Genomic DNA, 26,315 nt, shown 5'->3' on the forward strand with positions numbered 1-26,315 from the left:
TTTACAGTTTTAAACAGGGCTTGGTTCACCCTCTGTCGTTGAGGCGCATGGTGATGAATGAACGGCTTAGGGCTATGCCGGATGCATCGCTGCTTCAATCGCATGCATAACCAAACCGGTAGCGCCCACATTGTTGAGTACATAGTTCCGACAAACAGCACCGGCCCGCTCACGGTCCGATTCACTGGCGTATAGCTTGGTGAACGCTGTTGTCAGTTCTTTAACCGAACGTACCTGAAACGCTCCGCCCTGCTGAACCAGATCGAGGGCTTCCTGAAATTTTTGGTGATTGGGACCGAATAAAAGCGGTAAGCCAAACGTGGCTGCTTCTAGGCAGTTGTGCAGACCTTTGCCAAATGCCCCGCCAATGTAGGCCACTGTGCCATACTGATACAGCGACGTCAGCATACCAATGTTATCAATGAACAGGTACCGCACGTCAGAAGGAACGGGAGCCGTGTTTAGCGTTGAGAAGCGCACAGACGGAGACGCTAACTGCGCCCGCCACCCCTCTATTTCGTCATCGTGAATTTCGTGAGGGGCAATAATGACGCGCAGCGGTTGCGTGAAGGCATTGAGCATCGGAATCAGCACAGCCATGTCGGCGGCCCAGGCACTGCCCACAACCAGCGTACGCAGATCCGCAACAAACGCGGCCGCTTCGGGGATAGCCCGTTTGGTAGCGGCCACCTGCGCAACCCGGTCAAAGCGCGTATCGCCGGCGAGCGTAACCCGGTTGATGCCGATGCCGCTCAACAGATCGACCGATTCCTGGTTCTGCACCAGAATATGATTGAAATAGGTCAGCAGGCTTCGGTAGAAACCCCCATATGGCTTGAAGAAAAGCTGATTTGGGCGGAAAATTGCTGAGAATGAGATCGTGGGTACGTTGTCGGTCTGCAAAGCCTGGAGGTAGTGGAACCAGAATTCGTACTTGATGAAAAAAGCAAGTTGAGGACGTACCTGCTGCATCCAGTCGCGGGCGTTGGCAGTGGTGTCGGCGGGCAGGTACGTTATTACATCGGCGCCGGCATAGGTTTTTCGCACTTCATAGCCCGATGGTGAGAAAAAAGACAGCACCACCTGATAGGCTGGGTACGTTGCCCTGAAGGCCTCAATGACCGGCCGCCCCTGCTCGAATTCGCCCAGCGACGCCGCATGAAACCAGGCCACTGGCCGCGAAGGGTCGAGCGGTTTCGCCAGAAACGGTTGCCGCCAGTTTTTGCGTCCGCTGACTAGCAACCGCGCTTTCCGGTTGAACGGAGCCGCCAGGCTGATCAGGGCCGAATAAAGAAAAATGGAGAGATTATATAGAAATTGCATTCAGAAAGTTAGTTGAGGTCGTTCTGACGCGGATGTTGGAAAGACCATTCCTATCAATGCATCGTGACTAGTTCCAGACTGCGCCAGACAATATCGCCCATGGTGCGGCAACCGTCGAAACTTCTGACGCCATAGTGCCGGTTAAGCGAGTCGATTAACTGGACTACGTTTTCTTCCGGTGCAATCAGGTCGAAGCGCATAGCAGCCATCAGGTCGCCAATTCGGGTTTGTTCAACGCGAAGTCGCCCGGCCATTAATGACCGTTCTTCGATCTGATATTGCCGCACGCTCTCGGGAGTCAGCACCGTAGTGCCCAGGTCGATTATGGGCTGGTTCTGTCGGTAATATTGCGGCATATACACTGATTTGCGCCCTTCGTACGATTGCTGATCGAAATCGATGGCCCTGATTCGATAATACACCTCATCAAAATCGGGCGTCACGTCGATCACGAAATTGCTGGAATGCATATCGCCCAGGAGCCGCACGAAACAGCGCTCGTTGAACTTCACAAATTCTTTGCAGAGCCGAACAGGGTTCATGCCTTCTTCGCTCATGCGCTGCTCGAAGAACATATCGCCCGGAATTCCCGCAATATGTTCTTCAATCAGCGTTTGTCCGCTGGTGAGGTAGCTGATACGGTTGGGCGACAGAATGTGCTCTAGTTCAAGGCCGTAGATTCGTGAGGCGTCGGCGTTCTTGATGTAGAAATAATCAAAGTTGTCGTTCACCAGGTTACGCACCCGCACCCGAAAGGGCGAGGTGTTTCCGTAGCAGCACAGATCGACCCGGTCAATGGTCAGGTGACCCGTGACCGACATATCACCATCGGCTTTCAGAATAGCATAAATCTGTTTCAGGGCCGATAGCATCTCGTTGGCTTCCGAGGCAGGGTAGTACACCGTTTCCCAGAGCGTATCGCGGTTTCGCTTATCAAATAGGGCCGCCGAGTTATCGTACCGCAGCAGATCGGCATATTGAATGGGCAGATTGTGTTCGCGGTTATACTGCGTCAGGTACGTCCGCAGGGTCGAACGGATCGGATAAACCAGCTTTTTCCGGGTGATAATGGGCATAATCGAATTGTTGGGCGCGTCAGGTTAGTGGTGAGTAACCGGCAAAACCAGTACCCAAAGGTAAGGCAAAGCAAGAGGAGAGCCGATTACCTTTGTTGGTAATCGCCCGGGGCCCGTCAGTCAGGTCCTGCCAGCGTAGTTGGTTGGTGTGGGGCTATTAATACCAGTAAAACATGACCGAATTTGTATTCGATAGCCATGGCTATTTGATCCCGAATGATGAACCCATATTGGCCGATAAAGCAAGCGTCAACCACCAGTTTGGTTGTTCGTCTGTGCTGAGGAGGAGTTTATGGAACGATGTAGAAAAGTTGATGGAGATTCTTTCATCTTACCTGCTGCCTGTGGTTGAGGTTTGGATTGATGGTAGCTTTATCAGCCAGAAAACAGACCCTGACGATGTAGATGTCGTAATCTTCATAAGTCATGCCGCCTATATACCTATGCGGGCTGTCCTTGACGCATTGGGCACCTCTTTCGTTCAACTGGATGTAAAGTGGATTCCCGTTCTTGATGCTTCTGACTCCCATTCAGCTGCCATCAACGCGCTTGAACGCATGAAGTGGTTTGCCTTGTTTAACAGTGACAGAAATGGATTGCCCAAGGGGTTTGTAAGCCTGAAAATTAACTGATTATGGAACACTTGGAGGAACTCACGCCCAATGAGGTGAAGCTGGTGGTGACGGCACGTAAGATTCGGCAGTTCAAAGAGATAATTGCTCAGCAACGGACGCTAGGTGCCGATGAGGCGTTGCTGGAGCCTTCGCTCGCCACGCAACATAAGCTGGAGCAAGAGTTTCAGCAACTGAGTGATCAACTGCTGAAGGTGATCCGGTAGGCTGTAAGAGCACGATATGATGTAACAGAAAACCATCATTTTCCTGTAGCCATGTCCTATAACGAGGCACCTATGATTGAAACGACCCGATTGACACTCTTTCCACTGACGCTTGATCAGGTACGTCTGCACATCGCTGGCGGTACATGGCTGGAAGATGAACTTGGCGTGCGGCCCGGCCACCGCGAGGTAACAGAACCGTTACTGAGTATTATCAAGGCATTCACAATACCCTTCCTGCAACAGCCCGAACGGCAGCCAATCTACGATACCATCTGGGTGGCGCTCGACCGGGAACTGAACCAGTTTGTGGCGGATATGAAATTTAAAGGCGCACCGGATGACGAACAGACCGTTGAGATCGGCTACGGAACGTACCCCGCTTTTCGGCAGCGGGGCTACATGACCGAAATTGTTGGCGGGTTAACCGACTGGGCGCTCTCGCAGCCGGGCATCAATCGGGTAACTGCCGAAACAGCCCTGACCAATTCTGCGTCGCAGGCGGTATTGTTAACCAATCAGTTTTCTCCCTTCGAACAAGACGACTACGTACGCTGGTGGGAACGCACACGAAGAGGGTAAGGCTGCCGCCGGTGTTGTAACTTGCGCCAAATATGTTCGCTCTGTTATGCAGTACCTCTTTCTCTTTCTTGCTTTTCTTACGGGCATCGCCATTTCCATTCAGGCGGGTGTAAACTCGAACCTGCGTCTGGCGCTGAATAATCCGTTGCTGGCTTCGCTGATTTCATTCGGAACGGGGTTCTTCACGCTGCTGGTTGTGCATCTGAGCACCAGGGGATCTATACCACCAATGGCTTTGTTTCGCTCGTTAACCTGGTGGAAATGGACAGGTGGGGTCATTGGTGCCCTTTACGTAACCACGGTCATTCTGTCAGTTCCTCGCATCGGTACGGCCAATCTGGTAAGCCTGAGCGTGGCGGGTCAACTCATTGCGGCAGTAGTACTTGACCATTATGGGTTGTTGGGGTTCACGCAGCATCCGGCCAACACGTGGCGTTTACTGGGTATCGGGCTGATCCTGGCGGGCGTTTGGCTGGTGGTGAAAAACTGATACAGATGATTTTACGTTTATAGAGGTAGAGACTTATCAGAATCATTCATGAAACTCATCATCAGTAGCCTAACGGCAGTTGCTATATTCATTTCACTGGCTTGCCAGACCAATTCGTCGGCTAAAGAAAACACGGCGCTCTACGAACAGGGACAGACGCCGCCGGGTGGAAAAAAGGTGGTTAAAACCAACGCCGAATGGAAGAAAATCCTGACGCCCGACCAGTATGCTGTTTTGCGTGAGCACGGTACCGAACGCGCAGGAACAAGCCCGTTGCTGAACGTGCATGAAGACGGCACCTTCTACTGTGCTGCCTGCAAGAACCCGTTGTTTGCCGAGAAGACCAAGTTCGAGTCGGGTACCGGCTGGCCCAGCTTTTATGAACCCATCACGAAAAACGCGGTGAAAGTTGCCAAAGACAATAGCTACGGCATGGAACGCGATGAAGTCGTTTGCGCCGTGTGCGACGGGCACCTGGGCCACGTGTTCAACGATGGCCCCAAACCAACCGGCCTCCGTTATTGCATGAACGGCGTAGCCATGACGTTTCAGAAGAAATAAGTTTTCGTTGCGCTGACAGGATAAGCAACGTACCTGAGCAGGGCAACGGAAAACAGAAGGTAGTAAACAGTTAAATGCCCCTCGCTTCGTCCGTAGATATCGGTCAAGTGAGGGGCATTTTCACTAAAATCGGGCTCGTTTGCGTTATCTTTGCTCATGGTTGGCCGTCAAGAAAGAGTGGCCAATAAGCCCTGTTAGTACCAATCGTTGATGTATGAGTGAAGAAATAAACCGGCTACGGTCGGTTCGGCACGCGTTTGGCGAATTTCGGCGACGGATACGGAGCCGACGTAAGCAGTTGGGAGGCCACGTGGTTCGCCTTGTAGGCGAAGAGCGCGTGGAAACCTGGAAGGATAAATTAATGGCCCGCCGGGAGGATTTTCGGGGTTTCGTTCATCAATATATCGATCCCGAAAGCTGGTATTATCCGTACCTGCGGGGGGCAGCAAAGTATAGTCTGTTTCTGCTGCTATTCCTGATTGGGTACGTCTTTGTGCTCCAGACCAATTTTTTATACCTCACCGGGGCTATGCCTACGGTAGAAGATATTCGGAATCCCAAGCTGAATCAGGCGTCGGAGATTTATTCGCTCGACGGTCAGATGATCGCCAAGTTTTACGCCGAAAACCGCACGCCGATTGAATATAAGAACATTCCGAAACACCTGATCCAGGCCCTTGTTGCCACAGAAGATGCCCGTTTTTATGATCACGGCGGTATCGACCCACGCGCTATTGGCCGGGCAGTCTTTAGTTTCGGTCGCGATGGCGGCGGCTCAACTATTACGCAGCAACTGGCCAAAAACCTGTTCAAGACCCGCCGCCGCACCAGAGACGGCGTTCTGAACCGAATTCCGTTTGTCAGGAAGGTTATTTATAAATCGAAAGAGTGGTTGATGGCAATGACCCTCGAACGGAACTTTACTAAAGAGGAGATTCTTACGTATTATTTCAATACCGTCGATTTTGGTCAGAACTCGTTCGGACTGAAAACGGCCGCACGCACGTTCTTCAACAAATCGCCCGACAGCCTGAATGTGCAGGAAGGAGCCGTGCTGGTGGGCCTTCAGAAAGCGACAACCAGTTATAACCCGCTCCGGAATCCGAAAAACTCGCTGACTCGCCGTAATGTGGTTATCGGGCAGATGGCCAAATATAAGTTCCTGACTAAAACCCAGGCCGACTCGATCAGCGAATTACCGTTGAAAACGGATTACACCCCGGAAAATCCCTATGCGGGCCCGGCCAGTTACCTGAAAAATGCGGTTGTTGAATTCGTAACGGAATGGGGAGATCGAAACGGCTATAACCTCTACACCGACGGACTGAAAATCCATACTACGATCGACTCCCGGATGCAGAAATATGCCGAGGATGCCGTGAAGGAGCGGATGAAGAAGCTGCAGAAAACGTTCAACAACCATTGGCGCGACCGTAACCCCTGGGCCGACGAAAACGGCGAAGAACTGCCCGGCTTTATCGATTCGGTGGCCCGGCGCACCGAGCGTTACAAGGGCCTGGTGAAGCGGTTTCAACTCTACCCCGACTCGGTTGAGTATTACATGAAGGTCAAAAAACAGCGTATGAAAGTCTTTGACTGGGAAGGTGCCCGCTGGACCAACATGACGCCGTATGACTCGATTTCGTACTATAAAAAATTCCTGCAGGCGGGTATGGTGGCCATGGACCCACATACCGGCTATATCCGGGCCTGGGTTGGCGGCCTCGACTACGACTATTTCAAATATGACCACGTAAAGCAGGGCAAACGCCAGCCGGGCTCAACGTTTAAGCCATTCGTATACGCTACTGCCATTGACGATACGGCCTTCAACATGACGCCCTGCGACCGCATTCGGGATCAGCCTTTCCGCAAACCGTATCGCGAAAACGGGGAAGAGAAAGTCTGGGAACCCAAAAACTCGGGCGGTGGCTTCACGTACTCAAACATGACCCTGCGCCGTGCCCTGGCCCGGTCGGTCAACTCAATTACGGCCCAACTAACCGATATGGTTGGTCCCGACCGGGTTGCCGAATACGCACACAAGCTCGGCATTACGAGCAAGCTGGCTGCTGTGCCATCCATCGGCCTGGGGTCATCCGACGTGTCTCTATACGAATTGGTATCGGCCTACTGCTCATTTGTCAATGAAGGGCAGTACACCAAACCGATGATCGTACAGCGCATTGAAGACCGGAATGGTACCGAAATCGAATCGTTCAAGCAGGAGCGGCGGCCAGCTATTAGCCCTGAATCGGCCTATCTGATGCTGTATATGCTTCAGGGTGGTTTGCAGGAACGGGGCGGCACATCACAAAACCTATGGTCGTTCGATCTGTTCAAGCACAACCACCAGATGGGCGGCAAAACCGGCACTACGTCCAACAACTCCGACGGCTGGTTTGTCGGCGTTTCAGACAAACTAGTGGTAGGCGCGTGGGTTGGTGGCGATGACCGAAGCATTCACTTCCGGTCAACGGATATGGGCGAAGGGGCCAAAACGGCGTTACCACTGGTGGGGGGGTTCCTCGAAAAAGTATACGCAGATCCTCGTTTCCGTGATCTCCAGGGACCTTTCCCGAAAGCTACTGTCGATATCCAGAAGCAATATCAGGACTGTGCCAGCGATTATGATGAGTATGAAGGAGACGGTAGCGAATCCACAGATTCAACAGCGGGTAGCGAAGGTGGTACCGACTCGCTGTTTGTTCCGCCACCGGTAGTGGTGCCCGACCCGGCCGATACATCCAATAGACCAAGACCGTAGGCTAGAGGTTTTTATTCTGGCTCTTTGTTTGGCGTTTAGTGATTGACGGTGCTTCTGATGCACGCTTAGTCAACACTAAACGCCTTTTTTTATGGAAAACCACCCAACTAATGATAGAGACCTGAGCAACGTACCCACAGGAATGGAACAGGATCCTGATGCCGACGAGCAGGTAATTGACCAAACCAATGAGCAGGAAACGAACGTACCTGATGACGTAAACCCGTCTGGCCTTGAAAAGCCAACGGCTGAAGAAGGAACAGGACCGGAAGACGACTTAGCCAATGCCCTGGCCTATGCCCTCGATGGAAGTGGCGTTGGTATGGCTGGCGCTCCGCCCGCAGCTCCGCCCGTTGGTGAGCCGCAGAAACTAACTAGCGAAGGCATTACCGGCGCTGGCCCTGAAGATGAGGAAGAGCAGCTAACCAATGACCGCTAAACCACCATACGTCGGCTGGCAACTGGTTTCTTTGGTGAATTTTTGTTGAATATCCGCTGGCGGAGTTGTTCGATGGGCTGGCCCACCAGCTGGTTGATGCCGTAGGCCAGCCCCGTGGCGATGACCAGTGTGTAGAGGTTGATGTAGGCCCCCCCGATATGCCAGGCCCCCAGCGTCTCCCAGACCAGGAAATGGACCAGATAGAGGGGGTAAGACAACTCCCCGATGCTGGCATCGAACTTGTTGTGCTTGCTGCCGATGAAGACCAGGGGCAGGGTGGCGGTGATGACCAGCCGGTAGACGGCCGAGGAGAGCCCGCCGGGCACTCCCTGCTGGGTCAGCTGCTGGTGGATCAGCCCGAAGAAGGCCGTGTAGAGCAGGGCGATGGCGATGGCCGCCGGGCATAGCCAACCGGGCAGTGTTCTGTTTTTGAGGTGCCGGTAGGCTTTGTAGGCCAGCCCGCCCGCCAGGAAGTAGAGCAACTCGGCGGGGAAGAATCGGTAGGTCCAGGCCATGGAGTCCAGGTGGGCGAAGTAGCGCAGGGCGGCTCGGATGGCAATGGAGAGGGTCATGACCAGGACCATGACCCAGAGGGGTCGTCGCACCAGCAGGGGGGCTATCAGGTAGAAGGTCAGCTCCAGACCCACCGTCCAGGAGGGGTGGGCCACCAAAAAGCTGTTCAAATTGATCCACGCATGGCTAAAATCGCCGGTGAACACCAACGTACCTGTGGCCGGGCTGACAGTCAGAAAACTGAGCCAGTCCTGGCCAACCAGGGTCAGGTTAGTAATTAGTAACAAGGCGCTGGTAGAGGGCGCAAGGCGGTTACCATTAGTGCGAATAGCCTGGAAGAATTCCATCCTGGGCTCTCCTAAGGTGATCGTCATCACCAGGGCCACCAGCAGGGTGAGGCCCACCACGACGTAGTAGATGGGCAGCAGCCGCAGCACCCGGTTGGTCAGGAAGAGGCGGTAGGCGTGGGGCTGGTCAACGTATTTCTCGTTCAGGATCAGGGCCATATAAAAGCCTGATATGATGTAGAAGGCCTGAACGGCAATGCTACCCCCCATGGTTGGAAAACCGGGGAGCTGCCCCGCGTGGACAAAAACGACCATTGCCGCCAGCAATACTTTAAGCAAACCCATGATGTAAAATTACGGCTGGTAATCGCTGCTAAACTAACGCGTCAGCGACATTAGGCAATTTCTTTGTACTGCATCCGGTACAGGTTGGCGTAAAATCCTTCCTGTTGCAATAGCTGCTCATGGGTTCCCTGCTCTTTAATTTCGCCTTTATCGACAACAATAATCTGGTTGGCTTTTTGAATCGTACTCAATCGGTGGGCAATTACAATGGCCGTACGGCCGCGCATAAGTTTGCTGATTGCGTCCTGAATCATTTCTTCCGTTTCTGTGTCTACCGACGAAGTCGCCTCGTCGAGCACAATAATGCGGGGGTTCTGCACCATAGCCCGGACAAACGAGATGAGCTGCCGCTGGCCAACCGATAGCGTTGCGCCCCGTTCCTGCACGTTGTAATCGTAGCCACCAGGCAACTGCATAATGAAGTCATGAACACCCACCAGCCTGGCTGCCTCAATGATCTGTTCGCGGCTAATGGCCGGGTCGCCCAGGGTGATGTTGTTTTCGATGGTGTCTGAGAAGAGAAATACATCCTGCAATACCACGCCAATCTGACGCCGTAATGCGGCCAGTTCATACTCATGAACATCATGCCCATCAATGGTGATCTTCCCTTGATTGATATCGTAGAAACGGCTCAACAAGTTAATAATCGACGATTTGCCTGCTCCTGTGGCACCAACAAAAGCCACTGTTTCGCCGGCACGTACCTCAAACGATACGTCTTTCAATACATAATTATCGTCGTTGTAAGCGAACCATACGTTCTGAAATGATACATCGCCCCGAAGTTTGGCTGGCGCATAATCACCGTCATTAACGGTATAATCGTCGCTATCGAGCAGCGTTAATATGCGATCGGCGCTGACAATGCCCATTTGCAGCGTATTGAACCGGTCGGCCAGCATACGAATAGGGCGGAAGAACAGGTTAATGAACATCACAAACGCCGTAACGGTACCAAAAGTAACCTGCTCATTCAGAATCTCACGCGCTCCATACCAGACTACCAGACCCGTACCAGCGGCGGCCAGAATATCGGCTACCGGGAAGTAGATGGAGTAGTACCAGATTGAACGGATATTGGCTTTCCGATGAACCTCATTGATGGCCCGAAACTTCTGCGTTTCAATATGTTCACTGTTGAAAATCTGTACGATGTTCATGCCTGTGATGTGTTCCTGAACAAAGGCGTTCAGGTTGGCTACGGCCGTACGAACCTCATTGAACGAGGCCTTGATTTTCTCTTTGAAAACGTATGTGCTGAACAACATCAACGGCACCATAGACAGGCTGATGCTTGCCAGCCGCCAATCGGTGTAAAACATAACGCCGATGATCAGAACGAGCTGAAGAATATCTCCCGCAATAGCCGCCATACCTTCTGTAAAGACATCGGCCAGGGTTTCAATATCAGAGATGGTGCGCGTTACTAACCGGCCAATTGGGGTGTTGTCGAAGAATTTCAGGCGAAGGCCAAGGATTTTGCTGTAAAGCTGCACCCGAATATCACGGATAACGTGCTGCCCCATCCAGCCGGAAAGGTAGGCATTGGCAAACTGAATAAAGGCCTGAATAACCAGCACGCCCACCATAAGGCTAAGCATAACGGTAAGCCCCCAATAATCGGAACTGGCAATTTGGGTGTCAATCGTACGCCGGATGAGCAGTGGTGTAACCGGCGCTAACAAAGCGCCAAGCAGGATGACACCTACCAGCAAATAGAAACGGGCCTGATAAGGTCGCACAAACGCATAAAGCCGTTTCAGGATAGCTATATCAAATAGTCGGCCGGCTGCCGGCAATTCGCCACTCTTCTTTTCGTCGCTCACTGGGAAAAAATTTCGACATAACAGCTCGTTCGTCTCACCACTAACAGCAATATTGAGTTATCAAGTTCAGGAAACTACTTCTACGATACGATCATGATAGACTGGATAATGGGTGCATGTGTGGGCCTGGGGCTGGCAGCCTGCTGCGGATTTCGGGTTTTTGTCCCCATGCTGATCGCTGCTTTGGGTACAAAATTGGGCTTAATCGGCCCTATGCCCGGTTATGAATTTATAGGTAGCTGGACGGCCATCATCGGCTTGTGCATCGCTACTGCTTTTGAGTTGGGGGCTTACTATATTCCCTGGCTCGATAATTTACTCGACACCGTTGCCATGCCAGTAGCTATTGTGGCAGGTACGTTAATGTCGACATCTTTCCTGCGGGTCAATGACGAAATGGTTCGCTGGGCGCTGAGCCTTATGTTGGGAGGCGGGGCCGCCGGTTTAATACAGGCCGGTACCAGTTTATTACGCCTCGGTTCCGCTACTACTACAGGCGGACTGGCTAATCCGGTAGTAGCAACGGGCGAAAACGCGGCTTCGCTGGGGCTATCAATTCTGACGGTCTTCTTGCCTTTGTTTGCTTTTGCTCTCATTGTATGTCTGTTAATCTTCGTCGTCGTGCGGATATTAGGTCGACGGAAATTGAGATTCACCAGGGCCACTCCCAAACAGCCGGGTAACCCCCTCGACCAGTTTCCGCGTAGCAGCAATGGTAGGCATTGAGCCCGCATAACGTTCTTACGTTTCCGTAACCTTTGGACGTACCTGCAGTTATAGCTAAAACAAAATCTCAATGTTTATGGAAAATGAACCGATGGATTATGAACCCGGCGAAGACCAGAACCAGGGCGTAGTGGGCACAATGGCCCGCAATCAGCAACACGGCGATACCGAAAAAGAGGGCACCCAGGAGGCTGGTTTAGACCCAAATCTGGTAACGAATGGCCACGATGAGACGGCCGAAAACGAATCAGGCCAGCCAACTACAGACCGCATTGGCGAGCAGGAATTTGTGACTGATCAGGGCGTAGATTAAGTGGCCAAATTGGAATTTTTCCGGATCCGCTAAATCAATATAATCACGTCGCAGATTTGGCTAATGCTGGGGATAAAGCGTTGTTTTGGCTACCGGAAACTAATAAAATTGGGTTTTTCTTAGGTTGAGCCGATTGGCCATTGGATAATTCGTAGAGCAAGGAATAGGAGGATCGCGCAAAATTAGGTATTTTTGCAGTCTGTCATTTTTGCATTATATCAGTTATTGGTAATTGCCTAAATGTTTTGATTGTCAACAAATACATTCTATTTTGATAAAAACCGTAGGATTCTCTGCTCTGATGGCACTGGTCAAACCGACCTTTGCTCCCGCGCTGAACGAACCGGGCATGCCCGTTGATACCAGCCGACAGTCCGACAATTCGGTGGCGATTTCGAGTCAATTAAATACGCCCCTCATGCTGAACGCCGACACAAATCGTCGGTTCGTTCCCATCTATTTTTGTGGGGAAGCTGTTCCCATTGATAACTCATATGTATCGCGCCAATGGATGCGTACATTAATGCAGTGCCAGTCGCAACGTGAGGAGTTGTACATCATCCGGAAACGGGCAGCTGTATTCTTCCCAGTTATCGACCCGATTCTGCGTAAGTTTAATATTCCCGCCGATTTCCGGTACATTCCACTTGCCGAAAGCGCACTGGTTAACGACTGCGTTTCGCCGAAGGGTGCATCTGGCTACTGGCAGATGATGCCACAAACAGCCCGCGATCTGGGGCTGATCGTCAATGGCGAGATTGACGAACGCTACGACCTGGCAAAGTCAACGGCCGCTGTTTGCCGTTTACTGCGCGACCTTCACCAGGAGCTGGGCTCGTGGGCGTTGGTAGCTGCCGCCTACAACAGTGGGCTTGGCCACATACAGCGTAGTATGATTCAGCAGCGGGAAAACAATTATTTCAGCCTGAAACTGTACCGCGAAACCAGTACGTACCTATATCGGGTATTGGCCTACAAAGAATTGCTGACAAATCCGCAGCAATATAAAATGTTGCTTTCCAGCGACGTGATTGGGTATTTAACTCGCCCGCTGCCCAGTAAGTTAAAGGCCTTGCCCGGCACCACCAATTCATCGGTTTCTGCCGTTGGTGACGACTCTGAACTGGCCGCTATCGAGAATATCGATCCGGCCTGGGGCCCCCGTACAGGTGAATCATTTCTGAGTGCACCCTCACTGGCGGATATTCTGCTGGCTGCGGCAAGCTATGCCAGTGCCGACCCAATTTCGGGCTCAACAGACCTGACACGCGAACAAAAAGGTCAGCCAGTACCAAAATTGCTTGGCCTGATGGTGCTTCGGTTCCGCCGCCCCCGCTTCCTCCGCCAAACACCCGGAACGGGTCGTCGCCCTCGCCACCGCTGGGAGTGGGTATAAGAAAAAGGGTTCAACGTTTATCGTCTGAATAGGAAAGACCACGCATTACCACATATAAAGTGGCTGCCGTGGTCTTTGCCATTTAGACAGTAAACTTTAAACCCTTTTTTCAGCTAATTTTGACGCTCCGTTGTTGATACGTTGAATCTCCCTGATTGTATATGGCAGAATTAATCCGAATGCCCAAAATGAGCGACACCATGACTGAAGGTGTGATCGCAGAATGGCATAAAAAAGTAGGCGATACCGTAAAATCGGGCGATGTACTGGCTGAAGTAGAAACTGACAAGGCCACTATGGACCTTGAAGCCTATGATGAAGGTACGTTACTCTTTATTGGCGTAGAGAAGGGCCAAGCCGTTCCGATTGATGGCATCATTGCTGTTATTGGGCAGCAGGGCGAAGATTTCCAGGCGTTGTTATCCGGCAATTCGGGTGGCAGTGTCGAAGCAGCTCCCGCCCCTAAGGCAGAAGAGACGATTAAGCCTGCCGATAATCCGGCCCCTAAAGAGGCTGACCCCGCTCAGGTAAATACCAATATGGCTGATCCGAAAGCCATATCAGCTGCCCCCGCCGAGGCCGTTAACGCAACGGTGATCCGGATGCCTAAAATGAGTGACACCATGACGGAAGGTACCATCGTGGCCTGGCACAAAAAAGAAGGTGATACCGTAAAATCGGGCGACGTACTGGCTGAAGTGGAAACCGATAAGGCTACCATGGACCTTGAGGCTTACGAAGAAGGTACGCTGCTGTATGTTGGTGTTAAGGAAGGTGATTCTGTTGCCGTAGATGCCGTTATCGCCGTTGTTGGTGAGAAGGGTGCCAATTTCAAAGTATTGATTGATGGTGATGGTAACGCAGCTGCCCCCGCCGAGCAGCCAGCAAACGTACCTGCGCCTGCTGAAACACCTGCGCAGGCTGCTGCTCCGGCAACCAATGGTCACGAAGCGAACGGTAGAGTGAAAGCGTCGCCACTGGCTAAAGCGATTGCTGAACAGAAAGGCATCAATCTACAGCAGGTTCAGGGTACTGGCCCTGAGGGACGTATCGTTAAAGCAGATGTTGAGTCGTTCAGTCCACAGGCTGCACCAGCCGCGGCGAAACCTGCCCCACAACCACAGGCTGCTCCGGCCCCTGCTGCTGCTCCGGCCCCGCAACCAGCGGCTCCTGTACCGGCTGGCGAGTACGAGGACGTACCTGTGAGCCAAATGCGGAAGACAATTGCCCGCCGACTGAGCGAGAGCCTGTTCACCGCACCGCACTTCTACCTGACCATGGAAATCAACATGGATAAGGCGATGGCGTTACGTGGACAGGTGAATGCGGTGGCTACGGCGAAAGTGTCGTTCAACGATTTCGTGATCAAAGCATCGGCGCTGGCATTGAAACTGCACCCGAATGTAAACTCATCGTGGTTAGGCGATAAAATTCGGAAGTACAGCTACGTGAACATTGGTGTTGCTGTAGCCGTAGATGAAGGTCTACTGGTGCCAGTTGTCCGTAATGCGGATCAGAAAACACTGTCGACTATTGCGGGCGAAGTAAAAGTGCTGGCTGGTAAAGCGAAAGACAAGAAACTACAGCCTAAAGATTGGGAGGGAAGCACCTTCTCGATCTCGAACCTGGGCATGTTTGGTATCGAAGAATTCACCGCCATTATCAATCCGCCCGACTCGTGCATTCTGGCTGTTGGCGCTATCAAACAAACAGTCGTATTCGACGGCGAAACGCCGAAGCCCGCAAACGTAATGAAAGTGACGCTATCCTGCGACCACCGCGTGGTAGACGGAGCAACTGGGGCTGCCTTCCTGCAGTCGTTGAAAGGCTTCCTGGAAGATCCAATGAAGATGCTTGTTTAGCATCCGACTTTCGTCTTAACAAAGAAAGCCAGCCCAGATAATCCGGGCTGGCTTTCTTTGTTAAGACGAAAGTCATTCATTGCTGCTGCTGTAAATCACTACACGAATGATAGTGTAGCGAATGACCAGTCAACGAGTACTACTCTATTAAAGCAGATCGGTGATTCGGCGGCCATCGCGGCCTGTAATAGCGCTCTGGAATTCGCGCCGGAGTGCGGCAATGCGTCGGCGGGGGTGTGTAGAAACATACACCGCCCTCATTTTGAGCATCGAACCGATGAACAGGTAGATAAAGAACGAGCCGATCAGAATGATCAGCGAGAAGGTGTTCGAGATATTTTGATGTAGAAAAAGGAACAATAGCGTGTTCAGGAGTGAGGCGCCGCACAAAACCATTGTAGCACCAGCATGTGTCAGGCCGTTATCGAGCAGAATATGATGCATGTGGTTTCGGTCAGCTGAGAAAGGCGATTTGCCATTAAGCAGCCGTACCATAAACACCCGCAACGTATCGAAGATGGGCACAATCAACACAACGATAGCAATGATCGGCGCATTAAAGAACGCCCGTGGCTCAAACCGGTAGGCGGCGTTGAGGTTTACAAAACGCACCGCAAAGAAGGCCAGGAAAAAGCCGATCAGCAGCGAGCCTGTGTTGCCCATAAAGATCTTGCTGGTTTTTGAGAAGTTGAACCGGAGAAAGCCAACCAGACCGCCCGACAGGGCAAAGGCCATCGTAGCCATAGCATAATGTTCTGAGAGAAGAAACCAGCTCCCAAAGGTGAGACTGGCTATTGTGGCGATGCCGCCAGCCAGACCATCGATTCCATCGATCAGGTTGATCGCGTTGGTGAGGGCAATGAAGACAAAACAGGTCAAGGCTATACTAACCACATCGGCAATGTGGTGGAACCCCAAAATACCGTAGAGGTAATCCAGCTTCAGATCGCCCAGAAAGATCAGGCTACAAGCGCTTAATAACTGGAAAAGGATCTTTTTGTTAGGGTCTATGCCAACCAGATCGTCTTTCATACCGATGAAAAACAGGATAGACGCACCAACGATCGATAGGTTTGTACAATATAGGTCATGCTGGTCGCTTATGGGCCAGATGAAGTAGCTAATCAACACGGCCGCGAAGATAGCGACGCCGCCAAAAGTGGGGGTAGGCACTTTGTGAGCACGACGGGCATCGTCAGGACTCTCCATCAGCGATTTCATTTCCGTGATTTTGATGATCACCGGAATAGACACAACAGCAACGAAACTAGCCACCAGGAAAGCCATTATAGCATGGTAGAGGCCTTGCTGGAAGGCCGCCTCTGCCAGCTTCTGCTGTATGTAGGCAAGTAGTAGATCAGGATTCATGTAGAGTGGGAGGCTGTGTGTTGGTACTTAATCACTAGTACTCAAGCTACAAAAATTGTACTTTTTATGTTAATGACAAGCTGCTCTGACCAATGTTTGACTGGCGCTTATCGAACGGTCGGGTGTTTTCGTTGCCAGAATTGCCCGATTTTGCGCAGTGGTTTGAGCCATAATGTGAACCAGCCGGGCCTGATTCCGTTCATCTGCCAGGCAACCCGATCCTCGCGATTGGCGCGCAGTCGGTTTGTCAGACTACTGTTACTAACGCCACCCAGCCGCATAACAACAACAACTTCGTTGAGGTAGGCAATCTGGATCTGGTGTTTATGCACAAAGCGTAACATCAATTCATAGTCAGCAGCAGAGCGCAGGGTGGTGGTAAAGTAGCCATGCTGCTGGTACACATTAGACTTAACAAAAAATGTAGGGTGAGGGGGCATCCAACCGCGCAGAAAAGCCCCCGGCCTATACGTACCTGCCCGCCAATAGCGCATGATCCGTTCCGGCGACTCACGTTGGGAGTAAACAAGGTCGCCATACACTGCATCTGCCTGATATTGGCTGAACGTATCTACGATTCGACTGATGACTTCGGTATGACGGTACAGATCGTCGGCATTCAGTATACCGATGATATCGCCTGTTGCCCGTTGTATGCCTTTGTTCATGGCATCATATAATCCTTTATCAGGCTCAGAGACAAATTGGCTGATCCGGTTGCCGTATCCAGCTATGATGGCCTGTGTACCATCTGTTGAATTGCCATCAATGATGATGTATTCAATCATCGGGTAGGTCTGACCAAGTACCGAGTCTATCGCGTCAGCAATCGTGTCGGCTCCGTTGTAGACCACTGTGATAATTGAAACCGTCATATATCAATCTGGCGTTTACGGACGGCCACCGCCGGGTTGCCCTGATAAATGGTATACGCGTCTAATGGTCGGGCAGCAACAGAACCAACCGCCAGAACAGCGTGTGATTTCACTAAGACACCAGGACAAACAGTAGCTTTAGCTCCGATCCAGGCACCGTCTTCGAGAGTAATAGCCGACACGTTCAGATCGAATGTTGCTGATCGGTAGTCATGATTGCCCGTGAGTAGCATAGCGCCTTGAGAGAGACACACGTGGCTACCAATAGTCACATTCGTTAGATTATCAATCCAGACACCTTCGCCAATCCAGACGTGATCACCAATTGAAAGTAACCAGGGATATTTAATGTTAACGCCCGGTTTTACCATGACGCCTGCCCCCACTCTGGCACCAAATAACCGTAGAAGACTGACTTTTACACTGGATGGAAGCGGAGCGTATGAATTGAAAAGCCACGCGTTGGTGAAATGCCAGAGCAGAATTTTCCAGCGTGGTCCGGGCCGAAACCAGTCGTTGTTATACCGCGACAGGTCTGTCTGCCCCTGCCGGTTACCGAACACCGGTGGTGAGGTCTCTTCCGTACTCATCTTTAAAATAAGCAATAATGGCATCTTTGTCATAACCGGCCCGATTGTAGACCTCCATCAGCTTGGCATCAACCAGAAAACGATACCAGAGGCCCTGCAAAAAATGCCAGACAAATCCTTTTCGCCCGTCCAGAAAGCCGAACTGGACAATGTACCTGAACAGGAAGTAAATAATGGGGCGCGTAAATAGCGGCAACGAAGCATAGCGCTCTTTCAGGTAGCGTTTGCGTTCTTCCTGCGCGCCGAATAAACGGGGAGCTACCCGTACCGTATTGTCGAAATTGTACCGGATGTTCAACAGGTCGATAACCTCGCGAGTGGCGTAATTATTGTGCTTTTGCGTCCACCAGGTCAGGTTATTGAGGTTGTGGTCTACCAGATCATGATCAAACCGGATCGTTTTGGCAGCGGTCCCGTGACCGGGTACGTTGTTGCCCGAATCATCCTGGTCATTCAGCTTAATATGCTCATCCATCCATGTTTGTTCGCAGATACCCTGTCCTTGTCTCCACAGCCGGAGTAGCCAGATAGGGTAGTAGCCGCCGTGTTTGATCCAGCGGTTCATGAACATAACCCGCCGTTTTACGTATACACCGCTAACGTCTGAAGGAATAGTTGCCAGCCGTTGGTTGATCTCGGTAGCCAACTCGGGTAGAATGTATTCGTCGGCATCCATCCGCATGAGCCATGAGCTGCGGAATGGCGTATGGGTAATCCCGTAGTTGAACTGAACGGCGTACGTTGACCAGGGGTTCTGCACGACAACCGCCCCCATTTCCTGAGCAATTTCTACCGTCCGGTCGGTTGAGAACGAGTCAACGATAAAGACCTGACTGGTGATAGGGTGCAGGCTGGCTAAGCAGCGGGCAATGTGCTTTTCCTCGTTGTGCGTTAGAATAATTACGGACAAGCCGCTCATAGAAGACTAGTTAGGGAAAAGCAGAAACGCATTGCTGTTCGGATAGATGTTTATCTGAGCAATCAAAAAAATGGACAGACAGCCATCACGTTTCCAGCGAAAATAACAATGCAATTTTAGCTCAAAAATATCACTTTATGAAGTACGACTGCGCGTTCTTCTCTTCATTGGGTAATTGGCTAGTACTATTTGTGTATCATGTCTGTCAATAATGTAGCCTGATCCGCTTGTTTTTACTACCTGGAAAGGTGTTTTAGGCAAAACCGCCAAGTAGTTATCAAGTTAAAATTCATCGATGATGAACCATTGACTCAGATTTTACGCACGTTTTGGCGAAGTAAATTGGCGAAACGTTTATGGATAACTAATCCGGCATGCCTATTGCCTGCTTTAGCTACATCCAATGCCCGCTCAACCACTATGAACCCGTATTTTACTGTGGTGATTCCCACAGGTAATCATTCTGCTTTGTTACCAAACTGCTTAGAGGCTATTGCCCAGCAGCAACTGACTCGTAATCAGTTTGAGATTGTTGTTGTTGACGACGCCAATAATGCCGAAACGGCATCACTGGTGCACTCGTTTGCCCATCGCCACCATATCGAAATCCGTTATCTGGCGCAGCCTCACCCAATGGGGCTGGCTGCCGCTCGAAACCGGGGCTGGCGAGCCGCACGGGGACAATACATTGCCTTTACCGACGATGACTGCGTGCCACAACCCGGCTGGTTGCTGGTGGCTCAACGAATGTTCATGCGCGGCGCACAGGTGGTGACGGGTACGGTTCGTACCACGCTGCCTATTCGGCAGGCAGGTGCGCGGCGCGTAGTAAATCGCATAGTTGAATCCAGCGATTTTTTGGCGGCGAACTGCTTTTGCCAGACAGGGGCTTTGCAGCGGGCGGGAGGTTTCGAAGAATCGTTTGATCTGGCCTGGCGCGTTGACGCTGATCTTCAATTTAAATTGCTCGAAATCGGCATACCGATTCTGAAATGCCCTGAAGCTGTTGTTGTTCGTTCATTCCGGGTTGCTAATCGGTATGCCGTATTGACCAATGAACGGCAGAACCGGTACGATGCGCTGCTCTACAAACGTCATCCTGACTTGTTTCGCCAACGAATTCCCCGCGACGAGGTGATGGTGCTACGGTATTACACAACCATTATCAGCCTGGCTATTGTGTTGGTTGCGGCGGCTGTTGGGTACGTTCCTCTCTTGCTGACAAGTGCAATCATCTATGTGGGCCTGACGGCTTGGCTGGCTGTTAACCGTTGGCCTACCGGTTCAGAATCAGGTACGTGGGAGGCGTTGAAGGAGGATATGCTCACGGCAGTGGCCATACCGTTTTTATCGGTCTTCTGGCGACTATACGGCTCCGTTAAATACCGGGTGTTGTATTTATAGAGGTACGTATTCACGGTACCGTGTTCATCGCGTTAAAAAGTCGATAAGGAGGCGAATACCAAAAGCGGTGGCGTTCTTCTGCTGGCCAAATTCCGTGTCGGCGAAAGCCATACCCGCAATATCGAGGTGCGCCCAGGCCGGGTGTTTTTCTGTGAATACTTCCAGGAATTTAGCCGCTGCAATGGCCCCGTTGATGGGCTTGCCGCTGTAATTCTTCACGTCGGCCACATCCGAGGTCAGATCATCTTTATAGACGTCCCAAAGGGGAAGCCGCCAGAGCCGCTCGCCGGTACGGTCGCCCGATGCCTGTAACTGCGCCGACAACTCGTCGTTTTGGGTGAATAATCCGCCAGCCTGATACCCCAGCGCGGCAATAACATTCCCCGTGAGCGTGGCCAGATCGATCAACACGTCGGGCTGAATGTGGCGAATCATGTGGCCTAGTCCATCGGCCAATATAACGCGGCCTTCGGCGTCGGTGTCGATGATCTCGATGGTCTTGCCGAGGTACGAGGTGATGACATCGCCGGGCTTTGTGGCCATGCCATCGACCACGTTTTCGGTTGTTGGTACCACCCCTACCACACGCCGGGGAAGTTTTAGCCGGGCAGCGACTTCCAACGTACCCAGTACAGCGGCAGCTCCACCCATATCGCTTTTCATCAGGTGCATATTCGTCGACTGCTTGATCGAGATACCGCCAGTATCGAAGGTTACGCCTTTGCCCACCAGGCCTACCGTCGATCCGGTGGCGTTGGCGGGGTTGTAATCAAGTACCAGCATCATCGGTGGATTTTCGCTGCCTTGCCCAACGCTCAACAGGGCATTGTATCCCAGACGGGCCAGTTCGTCATGATCCATAACGGTGACACTGTAACCATAGGTACGTCCCGACGCTACGGCCCAATCGGCCAGTACCTGCGGCGTTTTGTAGTTCGACGGTGCATTCATCAGGTCAAGCATCGCCTTTTGGGCTTCCCAGATAATGGTGGCGCGGTCAATGGCTTGCTGAGCTGCTTCACGGTCTGCCGCTGCTACCGTCAGGTTCAATTGGCCGAGCTGGCTGTAAAATGGACTAACCTCTGGCGTAGTGGTGTGGTATAGTTTCAGGTTGTATCCCCCGCCTAACGTACCCAGCACAATGGCCTCTATGGCGTCTACTGGCAAGCCGGTCAGGTTTAGCGAAACAGCGGCCGGAAATTTACTTTTCTGGGTATAGGTCAGCTTTCTGATGGCACGCAGGTAATCGTGACTCGAAGGCTTTTCGCCAAGGCCGAGGAGCCAGTGCTTCTGCCCGTCGGCACTATATACCAGTTGGGTTTCGTTCAGGTCGCCCTTGAAGTCGCCCTGAGCCGCCTGCACCTGTTCGGGTAATGGTTGCTCTTTCAGTAATGGCCATATCGTGGCTGTAGTTGTTGGGGCTGTAGTATGAAGATGAATCTGCATAGGGAGATAAGTCGTGAGTCAGCTGTCAGGTACGTTCGGTCATACTGTTTTGCTGACGAGTACATTGATCGCTCCGTTGATGAGTAACGCGTAAAAAAAAGATTCGCCGATTGAAAAGGCCGGAAGAAGAAACGCCTGGAGGAATAAGAAGGTGGTGAAACCGAATAGCCCCATTACAATTCCGCGTAGGGTAGTTATGGCAGCACCACTACCCTGGAGGTAATGCGTAAAAACGGCCAGAATCGAGGTGATGATCGGAAACGGCGTTAGGATACCGCTCCAGGTTGGGCCTAACGCGGTGGCTAGGCCGGTAATGCCGATCACGAACAGTGTTGCCACGACCATCCGGATAAGCACATCGTACGGTAGTCGTTTTACCGTTGATTCGCCCATCACCGGGACCGGAAAAAAACGCAGGGCCAGCACCACGCTGATCATGATGAGCACGTAGCAGGGAACCAGCGGGAGGTTGATGCTGGTGAACAGCAGCGCGATCGCCACAAAGACGATATAGGCAATCAGAAGCGTCCAGATACCAGCTAAGCGCGGGGCTAGCCAGGCATAGCACAGGCAGAAACCAATCAGCGAAGCAATGCCAATCAGAATGCCCGGCACGGCCCGAATACCAAACGATTTGCCCTGTTCGAGAATCAGAAAGAGCAGAATTGGCCCTGCTATCCACGGCAGGCTGGCAATGAGCCCACCCGCTTTATTTCCCCATCTCCGACTAACCAGGGTTACCAGACCAATCACAAAAGGCATCAGCGTAACCTTGATGAGCAGGATATTCATAAGTATAACAATGAAGCACTAAACGGCCACTGGCGCCTTGATTGCCGGCCACGGGTCATAATTCTCCAGGGTGAAATCGGCGTAGGTGAAATCGAAAATAGAAGTAACCCCGGGGTTGAGCCGCATGGTCGGCAAGGGGCGGAACTGGCGGGATAACTGCGTTTCTACCTGCTCTAAGTGGTTGCTGTATAAATGTGTATCGCCGCCTGTCCAGATGAACTCGTGGGCTTCGTACCCGCATTCCTGCGCTACCATCATCGTCAGCAGGGCGTAGGAGGCAATATTGAAGGGTACACCTAAAAACACGTCGGCGCTGCGCTGATAGAGCTGGCAGGAGAGTTTGCTTCGTGTTTCGCCTTTTTCCGGATCGGGCGGAGCTACATAAAACTGAAAAAGGGCATGACAAGCCGGGAGTGCCATGTCTGGAATATCAGCCGGGTTCCAGGCCGTAACGATCATGCGCCGCGAGTCGGGCGAGTTTTTTAATTGCCGAAGCACGTCCGACAGTTGGTCGATGCTGCCACCGGAAGGGTCGGGCCAGCTGCGCCATTGTTTGCCGTAGACCGGTCCCAGGTTTCCGTTTTCATCGGCCCATTCATCCCAGATACTAACACCGTTGTCTTTCAGATACTTAATGTTGGTGTCTCCTTTGATGAACCAGAGCAGTTCATGAATGATCGATTTGGTATGGACTTTCTTGGTCGTTAACAGCGGGAAGCCTTCCTGAAGGTTGAACCGCATCTGGTAACCAAATACGCTGAGGGTTCCGGTGCCGGTTCGGTCGGTTTTACGCGCCCCATTGGCCAGGATATGACGAAGCAGGTCGTGGTATTGCTGCATGAGTAAGTCTGAATTGAAGGGGCAAAAGTACGAATTCTGGTGCCTAGTCGGCCTTGTCGTAGAGCAAAACGAACGGTTGCGTTATGGGCGCTTCGCCGAGGTCGTTGAACGTGAGCCACTCGCCACCGGGCGCATGTGTCTGGGTGTAATGCCCACCCGGCTGCGGCGTGTGTCCTACGGTTTGGTTGAAACCGGTAAGCGGATCGGCCTGAAGTTCGCGCTGGTCGCACCAGATGGGGCCACCTGAAGGCGACATGCCACCGCGTTTCAGACCAACCGTAGCAATCAGATTGGTATACGCATCCGGCGACACAATCTTCAGGCAATTATTCAGCGTTGGAACCAGGTTATCCATTTCCAGGGGCTGGCGGGTCTTCCGTTCGTATGCTTTCTGGAATTGCTCGATCCACCAGTTAGTGAAGCCGGCATGGCTGGCCAGTGTCTGGTCGAAGCGGGAAGCAAGCCTGAACAGATCGATATGTTTCTGAAGCAAGTGATGCCAGTTATCGGCGGCATCTTCCCGGTAACCCGACCCGATGAACATCGGATTATTATAGAAATAATAAAAGTCGTGGTTACCCAGATGAAGCCTAATTTTGTCGGGATGCGCCTGTTTCAGTTTAATGATGGCTCTGAAATTAGCGTCAATCCGATCGGTAGTCATGTTCGGGTCGTGCGTATCCAGATAATCACCCAGGAAAACGATCAGGTCGGCGTGGTTGAGCCAGGTTTTTACCACGCTCTGCCAGTGATGGCGACCGTGAACATCTCCGATAAAAACTGCTTGTTTGTGCATGAAGCGGGTATAATCACCCGAAAATAGCATTTTAATTTTATAGTCATGACGTAGTCATTTGTAGTCGTTGGGTGGTTATTTCTTGCTGTTGCGATGGATGCCCACACAATTACCATGAATGGTCTTATACAACCACCCCCATGTTTCTTCTTGGATTAGACCTCGGTAGCTCATCTGTTAAAGCCTGTTTAGTAGACGCCGACACGAACACCGCTGTTGCTTCAGCCTTTTTCCCCGACGTAGAAATGGCCATTGATGCGCCGCAACCGGGCTTTGCTGAACAGCAGCCTGACCTGTGGTGGCATAACACCACACAGGCGATCCGGGCCGTTATGCAGGCTGCCAACGCAAAGGCCACCGACGTACTGGCTATTGGGATCTCCTACCAAATGCACGGCCTTGTTGTTACCGATGCTCATCTGAACGTGTTGCGGCCCGCCATTATCTGGTGCGATAGCCGGGCCGTACCCTACGGGCAACGGGCATTTGAGGCGCTTGGGCAGGATCGGGTTCTTCGTCATTTGCTTAATTCGCCGGGCAACTTCACCGCTGCCAAACTGGCCTGGGTGAAAGAAAATCAGCCCGACGTATACGCCAACGTGGCTCACTTCATGCTGCCCGGCGACTACCTGGCTGCGCGCCTGACGGGCGAGATCGTTACCACGGCCTCGGGCTTATCGGAAGGTATCATGTGGGATTTTCTGGAAAACCGCCCCGCCGAATTCCTGATGCAGTATTATGGCTTCGATACTGCGTTGATGCCGCCGCTTCGTCCTACGTTTGGCGAGCAGGGACGACTCACGGTTGCCGCTGCAGCCGAGGCCGGCCTGGCGGCTGGTATACCCGTAACGTACCGGGCCGGCGATCAGCCAAACAATGCTATGTCGCTCAACGTACTGGAGCCGGGCGAAATAGCGGCCACCGCAGGTACGTCGGGTGTGGTGTATGGGGTGAGTGATAAAGCGCAGTTTGATCCGCAGTCGCGGGTGAACACGTTCCTGCACGTGAATCATACGCCCGAGGCACCCCGCTATGGCGTTCTGCTGTGCGTAAATGGCACGGGTAGCCTGAACAGCTGGCTGCGTAATACGCTGTTTCAGAAAAGCCTCAGCTACGCCAGTATGAACGAGTTGGCGCAGAAAGCACCCGTTGGCGCAGACGGGCTGGTTTGTTTGCCATTTGGCAACGGGGCCGAACGGGTATTGGAAAATCGCGATCTGGGTGCCACCTTCCAGGGGCTTAACCTAACCCGTCATGGGTTGCCACAGATGTTGCGGGCAGCGCAGGAAGGCATTGTGTTTGCCCTCTATTATGGCATTAAAGTCATGGAACAGGTAGGCGTGGGTCTGAAAACCGTTCGGGCGGGCGAGGCCAACATGTTCCTGAGCCCGCTGTTTGGCAGCACCTTTGCCAACCTGTCTGGCGCGGCCGTTGAACTCTACAATACCGACGGCGCACAGGGCGCAGCCCGTGGTGCCGGTCTCGGCCTGGGGCATTACGCCAACCGCGACGAGGCATTCAGCGGCCTCAGCATAGTGCGTACCCTCGATCCGGACCCACGCGTGCATCAGGCCTATCAGGAAGCTTACGCCAACTGGCTGGCCGTTCTGGAAAAACAGTAAGGAGGCTGACGGGTGATTTCTCAAGTTAATTTGTAGACCTTGGGTTGCAACGTTTTTGTCATCCCGACGCCACGATCCCTCTTGGCGTCGGGATGACAAAAACGTTGCCTAGTTCACCATAGTCAAACACGTAAATTGGGCAAGTACCAGGTAGTATATACCTCGAACCAGCGTCCACCATTAATCAATTGCCGATCGAGAGTATAGATTGGCAATTGTTTATGCCAATTATAACTGGCTGTTGTTGCTTACTTTTGAGCAAACAAGCCCTTAGTCTGGTTTCGTATTTACGGTTTTGTGTCAGTCGATTTGGACT

The 26,315-nt window shown here is 52.2% G+C and carries 25 protein-coding genes; 13 read left to right on the forward strand and 12 right to left on the reverse strand.

The annotated features are described in order from the left end of the window. Positions 1-72 precede the first annotated feature (72 nt). Positions 73-1,323 (reverse strand): 3-deoxy-D-manno-octulosonic acid transferase, encoded by a 1,251-nt coding sequence (locus J2I46_RS09015; RefSeq protein ID WP_207328672.1) that lies wholly within the window; start codon positions 1,321-1,323, stop codon positions 73-75. A gap of 53 nt (positions 1,324-1,376) precedes the next feature. After that, positions 1,377-2,399 carry a hypothetical protein gene (locus J2I46_RS09020; RefSeq protein ID WP_207328673.1) on the reverse strand — a complete coding sequence of 341 codons (1,023 nt, stop codon included), beginning with the start codon at positions 2,397-2,399 and terminating at the stop codon, positions 1,377-1,379. A gap of 173 nt (positions 2,400-2,572) precedes the next feature. On the opposite strand from J2I46_RS09020, the gene J2I46_RS09025 reads away from it, so the two are divergent. From J2I46_RS09025 to J2I46_RS09055, 7 genes are all read left to right on the forward strand, one after another. Next, positions 2,573-3,031 (forward strand): DUF6932 family protein, encoded by a 459-nt coding sequence (locus J2I46_RS09025; protein ID WP_207328674.1) that lies wholly within the window; start codon positions 2,573-2,575, stop codon positions 3,029-3,031. 2 nt (positions 3,032-3,033) lie between these two features. Continuing rightward, on the forward strand, positions 3,034-3,237 hold the full coding sequence (locus J2I46_RS09030) for a hypothetical protein (protein WP_207328675.1): 204 nt from the start codon (positions 3,034-3,036) through the stop codon (positions 3,235-3,237). Positions 3,238-3,288: 51 nt separating this feature from the next. Further along, complete coding sequence (locus J2I46_RS09035; protein WP_229379663.1) at positions 3,289-3,819, forward strand: GNAT family N-acetyltransferase; 531 nt, start codon at positions 3,289-3,291, stop codon at positions 3,817-3,819. A 46-nt stretch (positions 3,820-3,865) separates the two neighbouring features. Next, a complete protein-coding gene (locus J2I46_RS09040; RefSeq protein ID WP_207328676.1) occupies positions 3,866-4,309 on the forward strand; it encodes a DMT family transporter in 444 nt (147 codons plus the stop codon). Positions 4,310-4,357: 48 nt separating this feature from the next. After that, positions 4,358-4,870: a peptide-methionine (R)-S-oxide reductase MsrB gene (msrB, locus tag J2I46_RS09045; RefSeq protein ID WP_207328677.1), complete on the forward strand. Its 513-nt coding sequence runs from the start codon at positions 4,358-4,360 to the stop codon at positions 4,868-4,870. Between the two features lie 214 nt (positions 4,871-5,084). Continuing rightward, the gene (locus J2I46_RS09050; protein ID WP_207328678.1) at positions 5,085-7,637 is read left to right on the forward strand and encodes a penicillin-binding protein 1A; all 2,553 of its coding nucleotides are present in this window, start codon (positions 5,085-5,087) and stop codon (positions 7,635-7,637) included. A 91-nt stretch (positions 7,638-7,728) separates the two neighbouring features. Next, a complete protein-coding gene (locus J2I46_RS09055; RefSeq protein ID WP_207328679.1) occupies positions 7,729-8,076 on the forward strand; it encodes a hypothetical protein in 348 nt (115 codons plus the stop codon). On the opposite strand, the gene J2I46_RS09060 is transcribed toward J2I46_RS09055, so the two are convergent. After that, the gene (locus tag J2I46_RS09060) at positions 8,073-9,221 is read right to left on the reverse strand and encodes an acyltransferase family protein (protein ID WP_207328680.1); all 1,149 of its coding nucleotides are present in this window, start codon (positions 9,219-9,221) and stop codon (positions 8,073-8,075) included. The two genes, J2I46_RS09055 and J2I46_RS09060, sit on opposite strands and share 4 nt — an antisense overlap. 50 nt (positions 9,222-9,271) lie before the next feature. Then, on the reverse strand, positions 9,272-11,050 hold the full coding sequence (locus tag J2I46_RS09065; RefSeq protein ID WP_207328681.1) for an ABC transporter ATP-binding protein: 1,779 nt from the start codon (positions 11,048-11,050) through the stop codon (positions 9,272-9,274). Between the two features lie 93 nt (positions 11,051-11,143). On the opposite strand from J2I46_RS09065, the gene J2I46_RS09070 reads away from it, so the two are divergent. The 4 genes from J2I46_RS09070 (at position 11,144) to J2I46_RS09085 (ending at position 15,347) form a co-directional block, all read left to right on the forward strand. Continuing rightward, a complete protein-coding gene (locus J2I46_RS09070; RefSeq protein ID WP_229379664.1) occupies positions 11,144-11,776 on the forward strand; it encodes a DUF4126 domain-containing protein in 633 nt (210 codons plus the stop codon). Between the two features lie 76 nt (positions 11,777-11,852). Continuing rightward, positions 11,853-12,089 (forward strand): hypothetical protein, encoded by a 237-nt coding sequence (locus J2I46_RS09075; protein WP_207328682.1) that lies wholly within the window; start codon positions 11,853-11,855, stop codon positions 12,087-12,089. A 271-nt stretch (positions 12,090-12,360) separates the two neighbouring features. Beyond that, positions 12,361-13,485, forward strand: coding sequence for a lytic transglycosylase domain-containing protein (locus J2I46_RS09080; protein WP_207328683.1), 1,125 nt, complete (start codon positions 12,361-12,363; stop codon positions 13,483-13,485). Positions 13,486-13,646: 161 nt separating this feature from the next. Next, a complete protein-coding gene (locus tag J2I46_RS09085) occupies positions 13,647-15,347 on the forward strand; it encodes a pyruvate dehydrogenase complex dihydrolipoamide acetyltransferase (RefSeq protein WP_207328684.1) in 1,701 nt (566 codons plus the stop codon). 147 nt (positions 15,348-15,494) lie between these two features. Here the strand turns inward: J2I46_RS09085 and J2I46_RS09090 are convergent, their stop codons facing one another. From J2I46_RS09090 to J2I46_RS09105, 4 genes are all read right to left on the reverse strand, one after another. Further along, positions 15,495-16,715 carry a glycosyltransferase family 4 protein gene (locus tag J2I46_RS09090; protein WP_207328685.1) on the reverse strand — a complete coding sequence of 407 codons (1,221 nt, stop codon included), beginning with the start codon at positions 16,713-16,715 and terminating at the stop codon, positions 15,495-15,497. Positions 16,716-16,822: 107 nt separating this feature from the next. Continuing rightward, on the reverse strand, positions 16,823-17,590 hold the full coding sequence (locus J2I46_RS09095; protein ID WP_207328686.1) for a glycosyltransferase family 2 protein: 768 nt from the start codon (positions 17,588-17,590) through the stop codon (positions 16,823-16,825). Beyond that, positions 17,587-18,180, reverse strand: coding sequence for a WcaF family extracellular polysaccharide biosynthesis acetyltransferase (locus tag J2I46_RS09100; RefSeq protein WP_207328687.1), 594 nt, complete (start codon positions 18,178-18,180; stop codon positions 17,587-17,589). Before J2I46_RS09100 ends, J2I46_RS09095 begins: the two co-directional genes overlap by 4 nt. After that, the gene (locus tag J2I46_RS09105; protein WP_207328688.1) at positions 18,143-19,099 is read right to left on the reverse strand and encodes a glycosyltransferase family 2 protein; all 957 of its coding nucleotides are present in this window, start codon (positions 19,097-19,099) and stop codon (positions 18,143-18,145) included. Before J2I46_RS09105 ends, J2I46_RS09100 begins: the two co-directional genes overlap by 38 nt. Positions 19,100-19,519: 420 nt before the next feature. On the opposite strand from J2I46_RS09105, the gene J2I46_RS09110 reads away from it, so the two are divergent. Next, the gene (locus J2I46_RS09110) at positions 19,520-20,503 is read left to right on the forward strand and encodes a glycosyltransferase family 2 protein (protein ID WP_207328689.1); all 984 of its coding nucleotides are present in this window, start codon (positions 19,520-19,522) and stop codon (positions 20,501-20,503) included. A 24-nt stretch (positions 20,504-20,527) separates the two neighbouring features. Here the strand turns inward: J2I46_RS09110 and J2I46_RS09115 are convergent, their stop codons facing one another. The 4 genes from J2I46_RS09115 to J2I46_RS09130 are packed head-to-tail and all read right to left on the reverse strand — an operon-like array spanning position 20,528 to position 24,377. Then, complete coding sequence (locus tag J2I46_RS09115) at positions 20,528-21,949, reverse strand: leucyl aminopeptidase family protein (protein WP_207328690.1); 1,422 nt, start codon at positions 21,947-21,949, stop codon at positions 20,528-20,530. A gap of 39 nt (positions 21,950-21,988) precedes the next feature. After that, the gene (locus tag J2I46_RS09120; protein ID WP_207328691.1) at positions 21,989-22,741 is read right to left on the reverse strand and encodes a hypothetical protein; all 753 of its coding nucleotides are present in this window, start codon (positions 22,739-22,741) and stop codon (positions 21,989-21,991) included. 18 nt (positions 22,742-22,759) lie between these two features. Further along, complete coding sequence (locus J2I46_RS09125; protein WP_207328692.1) at positions 22,760-23,581, reverse strand: thymidylate synthase; 822 nt, start codon at positions 23,579-23,581, stop codon at positions 22,760-22,762. 43 nt (positions 23,582-23,624) lie between these two features. Next, positions 23,625-24,377, reverse strand: coding sequence for a metallophosphoesterase (locus J2I46_RS09130; RefSeq protein ID WP_207328693.1), 753 nt, complete (start codon positions 24,375-24,377; stop codon positions 23,625-23,627). 140 nt (positions 24,378-24,517) lie between these two features. Here J2I46_RS09130 and J2I46_RS09135 point away from each other — a divergent pair, with 140 nt between their 5' ends. After that, complete coding sequence (locus J2I46_RS09135) at positions 24,518-25,999, forward strand: xylulokinase (RefSeq protein ID WP_207328694.1); 1,482 nt, start codon at positions 24,518-24,520, stop codon at positions 25,997-25,999. Positions 26,000-26,315: the final 316 nt, after the last annotated feature.

The organism is Fibrella forsythiae (genome assembly GCF_017353175.1).
GTDB classification, from domain to species: domain Bacteria; phylum Bacteroidota; class Bacteroidia; order Cytophagales; family Spirosomataceae; genus Fibrella; species Fibrella forsythiae.